Raw genomic sequence first — 15,141 nt, 5'->3', positions numbered from 1 at the left:
CTCGCAGGTCAGGAAATAATCTTTGCCGCGAGAAGACGCTCGGCACGCTCGACGTCATGGGGTTGCACGTCCGTCCGTTCGACCGTCAGGACAGCCCCCTCGGCAAATGTCACGACGATGTCCGTCATTCTCGATCCGTACACATCTCCCACGACGTTCACGAGAATGAAGCGATAGACACCATCGAGCGGACGCGCATAGCCTTCACGCGGCAGAAACTCCCCTCTGAACCCGACGCAGAGCGGCGCGTCCCGGTGAACCTTGCCGACATCGGTGCGGGCCACCCGGTCCATCGCAAAGAAGATGATTTCTTCCCGACTTTCCGAAACCAGGCCACCATAAACCTGCCCGGCTCGAGACAGATTACGGAAGAATATCCATCCGCAGACCACCAGAGGAGATTCAGGATCGGAGGGAAGAGAGAGATCACCGATCAGCCCACTGAACTCGTCAATGAAATACTCCAGAGCACCCGTCGTGTACGGATGCATCGGGTGTTTGCCGACACCGGACAGTTTAACATTCCGCATCAGACCATTGCTGTGAGAAACACGATGGAAGTCAGACAGGACAAGATCGTTCGACGGAACACTACGGGCAATGTTCCGGATCTGTCCGCCTTCAACCTCGATCTGAATCGGAGTCAGCTGGAACGCACCCTGACCGTTGATCACATTGATCAGACCGACGCGGAAACGCCCTTCACACCACTTGCCACGCAGCGCGACCTTCCCCAAGAAACCGGCACGTCGGGGCGCATCGACGAAAAGCTCCGCGATATCGCCCCTGATTTCGCGCTGGCATTCCAGAAAAATCATCGGACTATCCGGATCTTCGCCGATCAGAACCGTAAACATCTGTCCGGCAGAACTCACACCGGGAAGGATCATCCAGCCTCGGATATGGAACTCGGACGCCCCCTGAAAAACCTCTTCATCCAGGCCGGAGAAAACATGGTGGCAGATATCGTCGATATAGCACTCCGCGCCCTGCACGGAGAACCAGTCTGAAATCGCGACCGGCAGCTCCACAGACAGGTCACGGGCGGTCGGAGGGTCGAAAATGTGACGCGGGGGAGCCTGATGACGCCATGACGCATGCGGCAGCAGGTGAACCTGCCCGGCATCCAGACGCAGTTCGGAGACGCCCATTTCACGCCTCGGGGCCGTATCGTGATAAAGGGCGAGAAGCTCGTCAGCATAGTCCCGCGCATGGGTCCAGAGCGCCGGCGTAATGTTCTGCATGATCTGACGGCGCAGCGGCTCGGAAGAACGCAGAAGCTCCAGACGCTCAAGCACCATGCTGGGACGGCTGATGGGAACCTTGAAACCGTTCACACCGTTTTCCACGCGGTCTCCCAGAGCTCCCACATCCGTCACGATGGGAATAAGCCCATTCTGCCACGCTTCGGAGAGAGAAATGCAATATGTCTCGGGCCAGATCGAGAGGTTCAGTGCGACATCCGCGACTTTCAGCGCGTCAATGTCCCCCATGTTGTAACGGCCATAAATCTTGACATTCGCACGCGGGACAGCCGTCAGCACCGCCTCATATTCCGGGCTCAGATATCCGAAAATATGAAAAACGAAATGATCCGGATGCGCGATCTCGATCAGGCTGAGGATCGTGTCTGCACCCTTGGTCCGCAGGAAATTTCCGACAATCGCGACGCCAAGAGGGCGTTCCCCGAGAGGTTGATACGCTTTTCTCAGAACCGGAACCGTATTGTCCGGGCTCGGAATACCCATCACGAGGCTGCGCTTGCTATCGAGAACCGGATAGATCTCATGCGTTAGATTACGCGAGTGAACCGTCCCGAACAAGATGGCATCAACCGAGTGCAGCATCTTCGCCACGAAGGCGCGGCGCGTCTGCTCCCCGCCATGTTCCACATTTTCTGATGCCTTGAGGGTAATGTCGGCCGCGAGAACGGAACGGATCTCGTCTTCGACATAACGCAGCTCATGATTGAGCAGATTGTAACGTGCGGAAAGCAGCCAGAAATCATGGGCGGAGAAAATCACGCCCGTCCCGTTTGCCTTGGCAATGATCGGCAGCGACAGGGCATGGTGGCCCAGATGCTGGAAATGGACGAGATCAATGTTGTACTGACTGAGAACGCTTGAAAACGCCATTTCTTCGGGCGCATCACACATGGCGTCCTGCCAGCCCACTTCCGGGACGTCAAAACGCTCCAGTTCGTGACCATTGGCTGTTGTCAGGCGGCAGAAATTTCCGCGACGCAACCAGTAGAAATATTCTACGTCACGCGCCAGCAGCGTGCAAAGACCCTGCTGATAGACCTCGACACCGCCCCATGCTTGCTCATGAATTGTGGAATGTGTGCACATCAGCACACGCAGCCGCCTGCGCCGGTGCAGCGGCGCAATCGCATGGGTGCGACGGCCAAAATCGGCTCCGGTAATACTGCGGATTTTCTCAAGTCGATGTTCGTAAAGATGCTGCGACAGAACCGACTTCTGCGCGGCCAGCGCAGCATTGCGACGCGCACCTTTCTGCTTGAGCAGCTTTGCGATGGCGGCCACGACCTGATTGGCATCCCGGGCCAGTTCAATGCCATTCACTGTCTCGAAATGGGCGGCGTCCATACTTTCCGGAGCTTCCACGACCTGCGCCGCGCCCGCCAGAGCGAGTTCGAAGAAACGCGGGCCGGGCGCCGTCGCCTGACTGACCTCGCCATGGCTCGCGTAATCGCGGAACATGGTCAGAGTAACGGCGCTGACATTCGCGAAATCTATGAAAGCCTCATGGCTGATAGGACGCTGAATGGCGAGAGCTGCCAGATCGGCTGGCAGAGGCGGCAGGAACTCGTTGGTCGGACAGACCAGCTTGAGCCGGGCATCGGGGAACGCCGCAATGACCTTGCGCAGGGTATGGACGCGATTGGGCCACATCGTCCCCGCAAAGAAAATATCGTATTCCAGAGCGTCAGCGGGAAGCACACTCCGTTCATGGATCGACGGGCTGGCAGCCAGGGGAAGGTAATGTCCCTTGCCATGATAGTATTCGGCGCAGGACGGGTCATTCGTGAAGACAAAGTCAAAAAGCTCGGCATTCTCGACATTGAAATCCCGCATGAAAGGATCTTCAAACGTCCAGAGGATCATGGTCTTGAAAGCAGGGCGGACCCGACGGATCAGCGGAAGATTGATGCGCTGGGCGTCCAGACAGATCAGGACATCATGTTCGCCTGAAGCGGCGATCCCCGCAAGGCTCATGTTGTCTGCGACCGCGACATTGTCTTTGCCGAAAAGCGCCTGAGCCGCCCGCTGTACAGCCAATGTCAGATAGGAATTGGGATTGTGGGTATAGTTCGTGTTGTAAATGACCGCCATCAATCTCCTGGGCGCTGACGCCCACTCCCATATTCAATATTGGCCAGCCGTCCGGATTTCAGCAGAACATGCCTTCCGTTTACGGTATTTTTATCTCAACGCATCTTCTTGTGTAGCGGATGACACGTTTAAGAAAAAGCCCACCGCAAAAGAAGGAATTTTTAATAAAAAAAAGGGCCGCCGAAGCGACCCTTTATTCTCCGACCGAAAGAGAAAAACCTCTTTCGGTGGCCTGTGCAGATGCTCAGGCGTCCGTGTTACGACGGCGGATGGCGGCACCCAGAATGTCACCCAGGGACGCGCCGGAGTCAGAAGACCCGTACTCGTTGATGGCAGCCTTGTCTTCCTCGACCTCACGGCCGCGGATCGTCAGAGCCAGCTTGCGCGACGCGCGGTCAACGGAGACGACCTTGGCGTCAACCTTTTCACCGACTGCGAAACGCTCCGGACGCTGCTCGGCCTTGTCACGGGCCAGTTCAGCGCGACGGATGAAGCCCTGCAGGACGTCATCAACCTTCACTTCGATCCCGTTGCTCTGAACAGCGGTCACGACGCAGGTCACGACAGCACCCTTCTGAACGCGAGACAGGGTGTCAGCTGCCGGATCTTCCTGAAGCTGCTTGATGCCCAGGGAGATACGCTCTTTCTCGGGATCCACATCGAGAACCTTGGCCTTGACGATCTGGCCCTTCTCGTAATGCGCCATGGCTGCTTCGCCGGCTTCGTCCCAAGAGAGATCGGACATGTGAACCATGCCGTCGATGTCTGCGGAAAGACCAACGAACAGACCGAACTCGGTGATGTTGCGGATCTCGCCTTCGATGATCGAACCGACCTTGTGCTCTTCCTCGAACTGTTCCCAAGGGTTGCGCTGAACCTGCTTGAGGCCGAGGGAGATGCGACGCTTGGAGCTGTCCACATCCAGAACCATGACGTCGACTTCCTGCGAAGTGGCGACGATCTTGCCCGGATGGACGTTCTTCTTCGTCCAGGACATTTCGGAAACGTGCACCAGACCTTCGACGCCCGGCTCCAGCTCCACGAATGCACCGTAATCGGTGATGTTCGTGACGCGGCCCGTGAAGCGTGCTCCAGCCGGATACTTGATGGCGACGTTTTCCCAGGGGTCAGCTTCAAGCTGCTTCATGCCCAGGGAGATACGCTGCGTATCGGAGTTGAAGCGGATGACCTGCACGCGAACCGGCTGACCGATCTGCAGCGCTTCGGACGGGTGGTTGATGCGCTTCCAGGCGATGTCCGTGACATGCAGGAGGCCATCAACGCCGCCGAGGTCAACGAACGCACCGTAGTCGGTGATGTTCTTGACGACGCCGTCGAGGATCATGCCTTCCTTCAGGCCCTGGATCAGCTCGGAGCGCTGTTCCGCACGGGTCTCTTCAAGAACGGCACGACGCGAGACAACGATGTTGCCACGAGCGCGGTCCATCTTGAGGATCTGGAACGGCTGCGGATGACCCATCAGGGGTCCGACGTCACGAACCGGACGGATGTCGACCTGGCTGCCCGGAAGGAACGCCATGGCGCCACCGAGATCAACCGTGAAGCCACCCTTGACGCGACCGTAGATCGTGCCGTTGACGCGCTGGTTGTTGCCGAATGCACGCTCCAGAGCAGTCCATGCCTCTTCGCGACGAGCCTTCTCGCGCGACAGCACGATGGAGCCGTCACGGTCTTCGTAACGCTCGACATAAAGCTCGACAACGTCGCCCGGCTTCACGTCCGGGGCAACGCCGGCCGGACCGAATTCCTTAAGGGAAACGCGGCCTTCGCTCTTGAGGCCGACATCGACGATGGCGAATTCATCGGTCAGGCGGACAACACGGCCCGTGACAACCGAGCCTTCAAAGCCGGTATCGCGACCCAGGGTCTCGTCGAGAAGGGCTGCAAAATCCTCGAAACCGCGATCGGTCGAGGTGTTCTGAGTGGCTGAAGCCATGTAGATACGATATTCCCGGACGCCCGTTCCTTGACCGGAGCGGATGTCCACGTCTGCGCCAGACCCAGTAATGGACCGGACGTCTCCCCGCCGCCGCTAAACGGTCAGATCGGGTTGTTGGCTGTAAGACCTGCCCGCCAGACGCGGGACAGACCATCCCCCTCCCCTTCGGGGCGGGCGATACGCTGCACCAACACCCTACGGGGGCGTGGTGTCAATAAAAAAAGCCGTTTTTGGGCTGTTATCGCGTCGGTTCAGCGCCGCGTGTGACGCAGGGCCACGATTTCGCAGGCTTTATCAAGAACCTCTGCGGCAGAAAGCCCGTCCGTTTCGATCAGAACGGCATCCGCGGCCTGAACCAGCGGAGCCGTTTCCCGCGAGGAGTCACGCGCGTCCCGCGCCACGAGCTCGGACACGGCCGCCTCAAGGGCAGAGCCTTCCAACGGAGTCTCGCCCGCCACCTGACGATGTCGACGTAAGGCACGGGTACGCGGAGAGGCCGTGATGAAGAATTTCACGTCCGCATCCGGGAAAACGACAGTCCCGATATCGCGCCCGTCCACGACCGCACCGGTTTCGGACGCAAAAACGCGCTGACGGTCCAGCAAGGCAGCGCGAACAGCAGGCTGTGCCGCCACCACAGACGCCCCACGATCGATCTCAGGAACACGCAGGTCCGTCCGGGCCAGATCAGCCTGTTGCAGAGCCTGCGCCTCAGCGGAAGCATCACCAGCCGGGTCCAGTCCGGCATTCACCATCCGGCGGGCAACGGCGCGATACAGCAGTCCGGTGTCGAGATAGGGCAAGCCCAGTTTCGCAGCCAGAGCCTTGGCGAGCGTTCCCTTACCGGCAGCAGCAGGCCCATCAACAGCAATAACGAGCGGACGAGCCGTCACGCCTTCAGCCCTGCGCCAAGAGCGTTCATCAACTCCACGAAGCCGGGAAAGCTGGTTTCAATGAAAGCCGTATCGTCCACCTTCACAGGCTTTGCAGCTGCAAGACCAAGCACGACGGCACTCATGGCAAGGCGATGATCCATATGGGTCTGGACCGTGCCGCCGCCGAGAGGGGCATCAGCCCCCTTCACGATGAGGTCGTCTCCAATCACCTCGGTTTCGGCGCCGTTCACATTGAGCAGGGCGACAGTAGAGGCCAGACGGTCGCTTTCCTTCACGCGCAGCTCTTCCAGCCCACGCAGGCGGGACGGACCCTCTGCAAAGGCGCAGGCCACGGCAAGGACCGGGTATTCATCGATCATGGACGGCGCACGCTCGGGCGGAACGTCCACGCCTTTGAGCTGGCTGTGACGGACATGCAGATCGCCAACCGGCTCGCCACCTTCCACACGCTCGTTCTCGATGGAGAGGGACGCCCCCATCTCGATCAGCGTCGTAAACAGCCCTGTCCGCAGCGGGTTGAGACCCACGCCCTCGATCCAGATATCAGACCCCGGCACCAGCAGAGCCGCGACGATCGGGAAAGCCGCCGAAGATGGGTCTCCCGGAACCGTCACATCCCGCGCGGTCATGACGACCGGCCCCGTCAGGGCGATTCGGCGTCCACCCGCATCAAGACGCGAGACATCCACTTCAACCCCGAAATGCCGGAGCATGTTTTCCGTATGATCGCGCGTGGCGACAGGCTCTTCCACGACCGTGGTGCCATGCGCGTTTAGACCCGCTAGCAGAATGGCGGACTTGACCTGCGCGGACGCAACCGGAAGGCGGTATTCGATCGGTTTCGCCTCTCCCGTCCCACGAACGGCCATCGGCAGACGACCGCCTTCACGCGTCAGAAACTCGGCACCATTGACCGCCAGAGGCGCAGTCACGCGGCGCATGGGCCGAGACCGCAGCGAGGCATCGCCCGTCATGACGCTGTTGAACGCATGGGACGACAAAATCCCCGCCAGCAGGCGGGCCGCCGTGCCGGAGTTGCCCATATCCAGAACGTCCGCAGGCTCGGTCAGAGCGCCCACGCCACGGCCTTCAATGGTCCACTCCGTGCCCTCCCGCGTGATGGTCGCGCCAAGTGCGCGCATGGCATCGGCGGTCCGCAGCACGTCCTCGCCTTCGAGCAGGCCGGTGACACGGGTGCGACCGGAGGCGAGGGCGGCGAGCATCAGCGAACGGTGGCTGATGGATTTGTCACCCGGAACACGGGTGCGGCCAGAAAGTCCCTTAAGGGACACGGAGACGGTCAGGGGGCGCGAGACTTGCATGAAGATGTTTTTGCTGGGGTGCCCCATACCTGTCAATCGCATCTTGAAGGTGCAGTCATGCGCCCAAAAACTGGCAGGAATCATGCGATGGGATTTGACAGGACGCGCACAAGCTGGCATGGCCGCGTTCCTTATTCGAGGCATCAACAGGTTCCCGCACAATGGCAAAACCCGAACTCGGTCTGAAACGGACATGCGTTGAATGCAACGCCCGCTTCTATGACCTGAACCGCGTCCCGGCGGTGTGCCCGAAATGCGGCACGACCCAGCCGGACGATTCCCGTCTCAAGCGCAGCGAAGTTCCGCTGCCGGAAGAAAAAGATCCGAAGCCTCAGGCCAACGAGCATGAGGACGACGTGGATCTGGAAGTCGCCGATGACGAGGACGATGACGATGTGATCGCCCCGGACGACGATCTGGACGATGACGACGATCTCAGCAACGACATCGAAGTTCCGAACGACAAGGACGACCGCGACGACAACTAAAGTTGTTGCAAAGCTCCTTTGTGCCGCTCTTCTGGCGGCACTGATGAACGGCTGCTCTGATCCGGAAGGCGTTTTCGCCCCGGACAGCGCAGCCGTTCGCGCATTCAGGGCCCGGCTCGACAGCCGCCCCAGCGCAACGGCGGTTCTTCAGTCCCGCTGCCCGTCTCCGATCCGCGTCCTGCGCCTGAGCGTGGACCGGCCCGTAACGGAAGACATCCTGAGCCTATTGCAGGTGACGGAAACGCATCAGGTCAACACGCGGCATGTCCGGCTGCTCTGCGGCGAGACTGTGCTCTCGGATGCCTGGAACTGGTATGTACCGGAACGGCTGTCCCCGGCCATGAACACACTGCTGGAACAGACCGACACACCGTTCGGACGCGTCGTGCAGCAGACTGCTTTCCGACGGGAAAGACTGGAAACACGTTTTCCGGGGGAAGCCTCCGGAATCGTTCTGGAGAACAGGGCGCTTCTGCGCCGGGGCACGGATGACGCGCCAATTTCCCTCGTGGTGGAAGATTATCTTCCCGCAGCCCTGCGCCCCTGAGCTTCAGGAGGCCGGAGACCAGTTCAGATGCTGCCCGCCATCCAGCGCCAGCATCTGCCCTGTCACTGAAGGCAGTGCAAACAGCGCCAGTGCGGCCTGAGCGATCTCTTCGGGGGATGAGCCATGCTGCAGCGGTGTGCGGGCGCACATGCTGTCAAAATGCTCCTGCGTCTGTCGTACGGCGGGAAGAACCGGACCGGGCCCGATGGCGTTCACCCGGACCCGGGGGGCAAGTGCCAGCGCCATGGTCTGCGTCAGAGTCCAAAGCCCTGTGCGGGACAGGGTATAGCTGACGAAATGCGGCGTCAGGTTCCACACGCGCTGATCCAGCATGTTCAGAATCAGGCCCTCGGCTCCGTCAGGAAGCGCCTGTGCCATAGCCTGTGAGAGGGCGAACGGCGCACGGAGATTGGTTTCGAGGTGCAGATCCCAGCTTTCGCGGGTAACGCTGCCCATCTCGTCACGAATGAAAGCGGACGCGTTGTTGATGAGGACGCCAACGGGCCCCAAAACGGCTTCTACACTGGGCAGAAGTGCCTCGACTTCCTCTTCACGGTACAGATCGGCCTTTAGAACACAGCCTTTGCCGCCGATCCGCTCCAGTAGTTCTTCGGCCTCACGGGTACTGTCGCGACAGTGGATAGCGACCGCAAACCCCTGCCCGGCCAGCATTTCCACCAGCGCCGCTCCAATGCGCCGGGCGCTGCCCGTCACAAGAGCCACACGGGGAACACGCGGAGAAATCTGAAACGACGCCATACTCACAAAGACCGCCGGGCCGTCAGCGCCGCAGCGAGCGTGCCGTCATCCAGCACGTCCAGCGCGCCGCCCATAGGCACACCGTGGCCCACACGCGTCACACTCATGCCTGTGGGGAGCAGACGCTCCTGAAGCCAGTGTGCGGTGGTCGCCCCCTCAACGGTGGCGCTCAGGGCAAGAATGACTTCCCTCACCCCGCCTTTCTCGATCCGCTCGAACAGCGGGCGAACGTTCAGATCATCCGGCCCCAGCCCGGCCAGTGCAGACAGGGTACCGCCCAGAACCTGATAGACCCCGCGATGAACGCCCGCACGTTCCAGCGCCCAGAGATCGCCCACCGTCTCGACCACGCAGATCAGCCCCTGATCCCGCGCGGTGTCCGTGCAGATATGGCACGGGTCGACTGTATCGAGATTGCCGCATTGCGTGCAGGTCTTCACGCTCGTGGCTGCGCGCTCCATCAGATGGGCGAGCGGTAGCATCCGGCTTTCCGGCTGACGCAGAAGCGCCAGCGCGGCCCGACGGGCCGAGCGTGGCCCCAGCCCCGGCAGACGCGCGAGCATCGTAATCAGTTGGTCTATATCGCCGTGGCCCAACATGGGCGTAAAATCCCCGCCAGCCGGATCAGAACGGCAGTTTCAGGCCTGCCGGAAGATCAAGACCACCCGTCACGTCGCGCATGGCTTCGGAGCTTGCAGCCTCGGCCTTGGCTTTCGCGTCCGTATAGGCCGCCACGATCAGGTCCTGAAGCGTTTCAATATCCGTCGGATCGGCCAGTTGCGGATCAATTTTCAGGTCGCGCATTTCGCCCTTCCCTGTCAGCTTGACCGTTACCAGTCCGGCGCCAGCGGAACCATCGACCACGAGAGACGCCAGATTGCTCTGGGCGGCTTCCATCTTGGCCTGCATCTGGCTGGCCTGCTTCATCAGTCCGGCAAGGTTTTTCATGGGTATGTCCTTCAGTTCAGGTTCAGATCGTCTTCATCAAGGAAATCGGCATCCAACGGCGCGAATTCCAGATCGGGTGGAGCATCATCGGTCAGCGGCACCGTGATTTCCGGCGGCAGGCCGTATTCATCAAGGGAGTGGTCTTGAACTTCCCCGATTTTCGCACCGGGAAAAGCTTTCAGGATGGCCTGCACCAGCGGATGTTCCTCCACCGAGGCCTGATTGATGGCCACAACCTCTGCGCCCTGCTCGTCGAGTGTCGGCTCACCCGAAGCGGTCGAGGCACTGACACGCCACTGGCCGGGATAGACACGGTCGAGCAGTTTCTGAAGCTGACGCTCGATACGGGCCTGCGGCTCTTCGGCGCGAATCTGGACGTCGGGGGGCGAGAAACGCACAAGATGGACAGCGTTGCGGAGCAGTCCGTGAAGAACGGGCTCGCGCTCCCGCGCCACCATCGCCACCATCTCGCGCCATGTCCGGGGCGGCGGCAGAAGTTCAGGTTCGGGTTCAGGCTCCGGAGCAGCTTCGGCATAACCAACACCGGGCTCGAGAATCGTTCCACCATTCGCAACCAGCCGCACATGCGCCCGAGGCGCAGGACCGCCTGAGCTTTCGCTGACATTAGTCGAGGCGATACCGCTGACTGCAGCCCCTGACTGCGTGGCTGCAGATGCCCCACCTGGCGGCGTGAAAGGCCCGGCTGGCAGGGACAGATCCTGCCCCCCTTCCGTCAACTGGCGGATCAGCCGGTCCGGCGTCGGCAGCAGGCTGGCATGACACAGGCGGATCAGCACCATCTCAGCCGCCTGACGACGATCCGGGGCCGTCTCGATTTCCTGCACCCCCTTCAGCAGGATCTGCCATGCGCGACCCAGAACCGCATTGGACAGACGGTCGGCCAGAGCCCCGCCGCGTGTGCGTTCGGCCTCCGGCAGATCCCGGCCTTCCCGCAAGGACGGAATGGCCTTGAGACGCGAAATCAGATGCAGCAGATCCAGCAGATCCGCCAGCAGCACCCCCAGATCCGCACCGCGGGCATAGGCCTGATCGGTCAGATCCAGCGCATCGGCAGGCTTGCCCGCCATGAGCGCGTCCAGCAGATCGAAAACCAGACCACGATCCGCCAGACCCAGCATGTCGGCCACGGCATCCGCATCACTGGCCCCCTGCGCAATAGCCTGATCGAGCAGCGAGAGCCCGTCACGCACGGAACCATCCGCCGCACGGGCGATCAGGGCCAGCGCGTCTTCCGAAAGGGTCGCCCCTTCCTTCAGCGTGATATTATGGAAATGCCCGGCCAGCAGAGACTGCGGAACGCGGCGCAGATCGAAACGCTGACAGCGGGACAGAACCGTGACCGGAACCTTGCGCAGTTCGGTCGTGGCGAAAATGAACGTGACCTGCGGCGGCGGCTCTTCAAGCGTTTTGAGCAGCGCATTGAAGGCATTACGCGACAGCATGTGGACTTCATCGATGATGAAGACCTTCATGCGCGCCTGCATCGGACGAAAACGCGTGGCTTCAATGATTTCGCGCACATCATCCACGCCCGTGCGGGAGGCGGCATCCATTTCCAGCACGTCGGGATGGCGGTCCGCCAGAATGGCGGTGCAGTTGGCGCAGACACCGCAGGGATCGGCGGTCGGGCCACCGTTGCCGTCCGGGCCAATGCAGTTCAAGGCGCGGGCAATGATGCGGGCAGTCGTTGTCTTGCCCACACCGCGCACACCCGTCAGCATGAAGGCATGGGCCACACGCTTGAGCTCGAACGCGCGGCGCAGGATGCGAACGAGCGAGTCCTGCCCGATCAGGTCATCGAAAGTCTGCGGCCGGTATTTGCGGGCCAGAACGCGATAAGGCGCGGCCTCGGCAGCCGGGGGCGCAGGAATGTCCTGTGCTGGTGCGTCTCCGAAAAAACCGCCACCAGTGTCGGGCGGCAGGGGGAGATCGTCGTTTTCGTCTGTCATGGAAATGTCGAACCCTCAGCACGGAGGATGGGACCGTTAGAAAACGGTCGGGACGCTGCGTAAAAAAGAGCGTCCGGTAACTGTGTGAGGTAGGAGGCCGGACATTCAACCCGGATAAAACTCACTGCGGCTGCTTCCTTCCGGACCTGACCGGGTTGGCAAGGTATCCGTCCAAAGCCGACCTCCCGGCGCTCTCCTAACACGGAGACAGGGGTGTCTGACAACCCCCAATCATCAGAGTGCGCCCTCATTCCCGCGTCTTATTCGCCGACAGCCGCACCGCCCATGTGCCGCGGGTCGGCTGCACCATAGATCAGGCCGGTCTTCGGGGCCTTCAGGCTCGGACGATCGGCAAGGATGCCTTCCGCCACACCCCACGGGCGATGGGGCGACAGGGCATACCCTTCGGACTTGAGAGTCTGCATGGCTGCGTCAGACAGCGCGCCCTGCTCAAGCTCAACAGCCGAAGGCTCCCACTGTTCATGGATTCGCGGCAGGTCGATGGCCTGACGGATATCCAGCCCGTAATCGATTACCCCGAGAATGGCGGAGAGCGTAATCGTCGGAATGCGCGACCCACCGGGGCTGCCGATCACCATAACGACCTTGCCATCACGCGAGACGATGGACGGCGACATCGAAGACAGCGGCGTCTTGCCCGGCGCAATCGCATTGGCTTCCGAACCGACAATGCCGAACATGTTGGGCGCACCCGGTTTGGACGAGAAATCATCCATCTCGTCGTTCATCCAGATGCCAGTATGGCCACCCATCACACCCGCGCCGAACCAGCCATTGAGCGTATAGGTTGCCGAAACAGCCGTTCCCTCATGATCGAGCACGGAAAACTGTGTCGTCTCATGCTTTTCCTGCGTGTCAGGAGCAGCCTGCGCGACAGGTGCGGGAAGCGCTTCCCCTGCCCTGAGCGTGCTGGACACGAGAGCATGATCGGTCGGGATGCCCTGTCGGATCTGATAGGCGTAAGCCGGATCGATCAGATGTTCGACGGGATTATGCACGAAATCCGGATCGCCCAGATCGCGCCGGTCGGAATAGGCATGACGCATGGCCTCGACTTCGCGCTGTACGGCTGGCGCCGTGTGCAGGCCGAGCGCGTGCATGTCATAGCCGGAGAGAATGTTCAGGATTTCGCACAGCGCAACGCCACCACCGCTCGGCGGGGGAGCCGTGTCGATCGTATAGCCCCGGTAGGTGCAGCGGATCGGGTCAAGGTGGCGGATATGATAGTTCTGGAAATCGGAAAGCTGAAGAATCCCGCCGCCTTCGGTGCTGGCGCGCACGATCTCTTTCGCGATCGGACCGTCATAGAACGCCTTCGGCCCCTCCTTCGCGATCAGTTCCAGCGAGTCCGCCAGATCCTTCTGGACCAGACGGTCGCCCACCTGAAGCGGCGTACCATCAGGGCGCAGGTAGAACGCGCGGGCATAGGGGTCATGCTGGAAATAGCGTGTCGAGGTGTGCAAGAGGTCCGCATCGCCCTGGTTCAGAACGAAGCCGTCCCGGGCCAGTGCAATCGCCGGTGCCATCACCTTGGCGCGCGGCAGGTGTCCCCATTTCTGCAGAATGGAATCCAGTCCGGCGACCGTTCCTGGAACCGCAACAGCTTTCCAGCCTTCGGTGGACAGGCCCGGAATGACCTTGCCCGCAGCGTCCTGATACATCGTGGCCGTCGAAGCGGCGGGAGCATGTTCGCGGAAATCAATAAAGACCGTCTGGCCCGTTTTCAGACGCAGGGTCATGAACCCGCCGCCGCCAATATTGCCGGCTGCGGGATAGACCACAGCCAGAGCATATCCGACGGCCACGGCCGCATCGACCGCATTGCCACCCTGAGCAAGGATCTTTGCGCCGGCATCGGACGCGAGATGCTGCGCCGAGACCACCATACCATGACGACCTGATGTCAGCACACCGGCGCTGACATTATCCGGACCGAAAGCTAGCGGATCATGCGCCGAACTCAGCGCCTGCGGAGCCGCATTGGCGAGCGTCGTGCCACTGAGCAGGGCCGTGGCGAGAAGAAGCGAAAACGCTCTCATGCGGTCTCTCCATAAGGGGGCTTGGTGTAGCCTTTGGGGGACAGGGTGAAAATTTCGCAACCATCAGCCGTCACGCCGACCTGATGCTCGAACTGGGCAGACAGGGTGCGGTCACGGGTTACGGCTGTCCAGCCGTCATCAAGAATTTTTACGTCCGGACGGCCGATATTCAGCATGGGTTCGATCGTGAAAACCATGCCCTCCACAAGCTTCACACCCTCACCCGGACGGCCGTAATGCAGGACATTCGGCTCAGCATGGAAATCCCGTCCGATGCCATGACCGCAGAAATCCCGCACGATGGAGAAACGGTTGGCTTCCGCATATTCCTGAATGGCATGACCGATATCGCCAAGCGTCTTGCCGGGACGCACCTGAGCAATCCCGCGCATCAGGGCCTCATACGTCACATCGACCAGATTTTCGGCCTTCTTCGGCGCCTTGCCCACGACATACATGCGTGAACTGTCGCCGTACCAGCCATCCAGAATGGAGGTGACGTCAATATTCACGATGTCGCCGTTGGACAACTTCTTCGGGCCCGGAATGCCGTGACACACGACATGGTTGATCGAAATACAGCAGGATTTCGGATAACCGCGATAGTTCAGCGGAGCGGGGGTCGCGCCATGGGCAAGCGTGAAATCATGAATCAGCTGGTTCAGCTCTTCCGTGGTCACGCCGGGCTGCACATGGGGCGTGATCATGTCCAGCGCCTCTGCCGTCAGACGGCCAACACGATGCAGATGTTTGAAATCGTCCTGATCGTAGAGAACGATACCCCGTGCATGATCCATACCTGCTGCCCGATCCTTCAATCTTCAAAAAGCCCGAA

The 15,141-nt window shown here is 60.8% G+C and carries 12 protein-coding genes and 1 other RNA gene; 2 read left to right on the top strand and 11 right to left on the bottom strand.

Annotated features, from left to right (window positions below; genetic code table 11):
- Nucleotides 1–8 precede the first annotated feature (8 nt).
- The 4 genes from JK208_RS10630 to aroA form a co-directional block, all read right to left on the bottom strand.
- Nucleotides 9–3,356: a glycosyltransferase gene (locus tag JK208_RS10630; protein WP_211576125.1), complete on the bottom strand. Its 3,348-nt coding sequence runs from the start codon at nucleotides 3,354–3,356 to the stop codon at nucleotides 9–11.
- A gap of 244 nt (nucleotides 3,357–3,600) precedes the next feature.
- A complete protein-coding gene (rpsA, locus tag JK208_RS10625; RefSeq protein ID WP_099286339.1) occupies nucleotides 3,601–5,313 on the bottom strand; it encodes a 30S ribosomal protein S1 in 1,713 nt (570 codons plus the stop codon).
- A 254-nt stretch (nucleotides 5,314–5,567) separates the two neighbouring features.
- A complete protein-coding gene (gene cmk / locus JK208_RS10620) occupies nucleotides 5,568–6,209 on the bottom strand; it encodes a (d)CMP kinase (protein ID WP_211576124.1) in 642 nt (213 codons plus the stop codon).
- Entirely contained in the window at nucleotides 6,206–7,534 is a 1,329-nt protein-coding gene (gene aroA / locus JK208_RS10615) for a 3-phosphoshikimate 1-carboxyvinyltransferase (protein ID WP_211576123.1), read from the bottom strand. The genes cmk and aroA overlap by 4 nt, the downstream gene beginning before the upstream one ends.
- Before the next feature lie 161 nt (nucleotides 7,535–7,695).
- Here aroA and JK208_RS10610 point away from each other — a divergent pair, with 161 nt between their 5' ends.
- Nucleotides 7,696–8,022, top strand: a complete 327-nt coding sequence (locus tag JK208_RS10610; protein ID WP_062031788.1) for a TIGR02300 family protein — start codon at nucleotides 7,696–7,698, stop codon at nucleotides 8,020–8,022.
- A 43-nt stretch (nucleotides 8,023–8,065) separates the two neighbouring features.
- On the top strand, nucleotides 8,066–8,569 hold the full coding sequence (locus JK208_RS10605) for a hypothetical protein (protein ID WP_211576122.1): 504 nt from the start codon (nucleotides 8,066–8,068) through the stop codon (nucleotides 8,567–8,569).
- Nucleotides 8,570–8,572: 3 nt separating this feature from the next.
- On the opposite strand, the gene JK208_RS10600 is transcribed toward JK208_RS10605, so the two are convergent.
- The 7 genes from JK208_RS10600 to map form a co-directional block, all read right to left on the bottom strand.
- A complete protein-coding gene (locus JK208_RS10600; protein ID WP_211576121.1) occupies nucleotides 8,573–9,328 on the bottom strand; it encodes an SDR family oxidoreductase in 756 nt (251 codons plus the stop codon).
- A 2-nt stretch (nucleotides 9,329–9,330) separates the two neighbouring features.
- Nucleotides 9,331–9,927 carry a recombination mediator RecR gene (gene recR / locus JK208_RS10595; RefSeq protein WP_194261699.1) on the bottom strand — a complete coding sequence of 199 codons (597 nt, stop codon included), beginning with the start codon at nucleotides 9,925–9,927 and terminating at the stop codon, nucleotides 9,331–9,333.
- Between the two features lie 25 nt (nucleotides 9,928–9,952).
- A complete protein-coding gene (locus JK208_RS10590; protein WP_062031793.1) occupies nucleotides 9,953–10,276 on the bottom strand; it encodes a YbaB/EbfC family nucleoid-associated protein in 324 nt (107 codons plus the stop codon).
- 11 nt (nucleotides 10,277–10,287) lie between these two features.
- Nucleotides 10,288–12,246 (bottom strand): DNA polymerase III subunit gamma/tau, encoded by a 1,959-nt coding sequence (locus JK208_RS10585; protein ID WP_211576120.1) that lies wholly within the window; start codon nucleotides 12,244–12,246, stop codon nucleotides 10,288–10,290.
- A gap of 89 nt (nucleotides 12,247–12,335) precedes the next feature.
- Nucleotides 12,336–12,432: signal recognition particle sRNA small type (gene ffs / locus JK208_RS10580), an RNA gene on the bottom strand.
- A 74-nt stretch (nucleotides 12,433–12,506) separates the two neighbouring features.
- Nucleotides 12,507–14,306, bottom strand: a complete 1,800-nt coding sequence (gene ggt / locus JK208_RS10575; RefSeq protein ID WP_211576119.1) for a gamma-glutamyltransferase — start codon at nucleotides 14,304–14,306, stop codon at nucleotides 12,507–12,509.
- Nucleotides 14,303–15,103 carry a type I methionyl aminopeptidase gene (map, locus tag JK208_RS10570; protein WP_099286242.1) on the bottom strand — a complete coding sequence of 267 codons (801 nt, stop codon included), beginning with the start codon at nucleotides 15,101–15,103 and terminating at the stop codon, nucleotides 14,303–14,305. The genes ggt and map overlap by 4 nt, the downstream gene beginning before the upstream one ends.
- Between the last annotated feature and the right edge of the window lie 38 nt (nucleotides 15,104–15,141).

Origin of the sequence: Gluconobacter sp. Dm-74 (genome assembly GCF_018256135.1) — a bacterium.
In the GTDB taxonomy this organism is placed as follows: domain Bacteria; phylum Pseudomonadota; class Alphaproteobacteria; order Acetobacterales; family Acetobacteraceae; genus Gluconobacter; species Gluconobacter cadivus.
The sequence above is the reverse complement of the archived record's forward strand: the minus strand, read 5'-3'. Positions and strand labels throughout refer to the sequence as shown.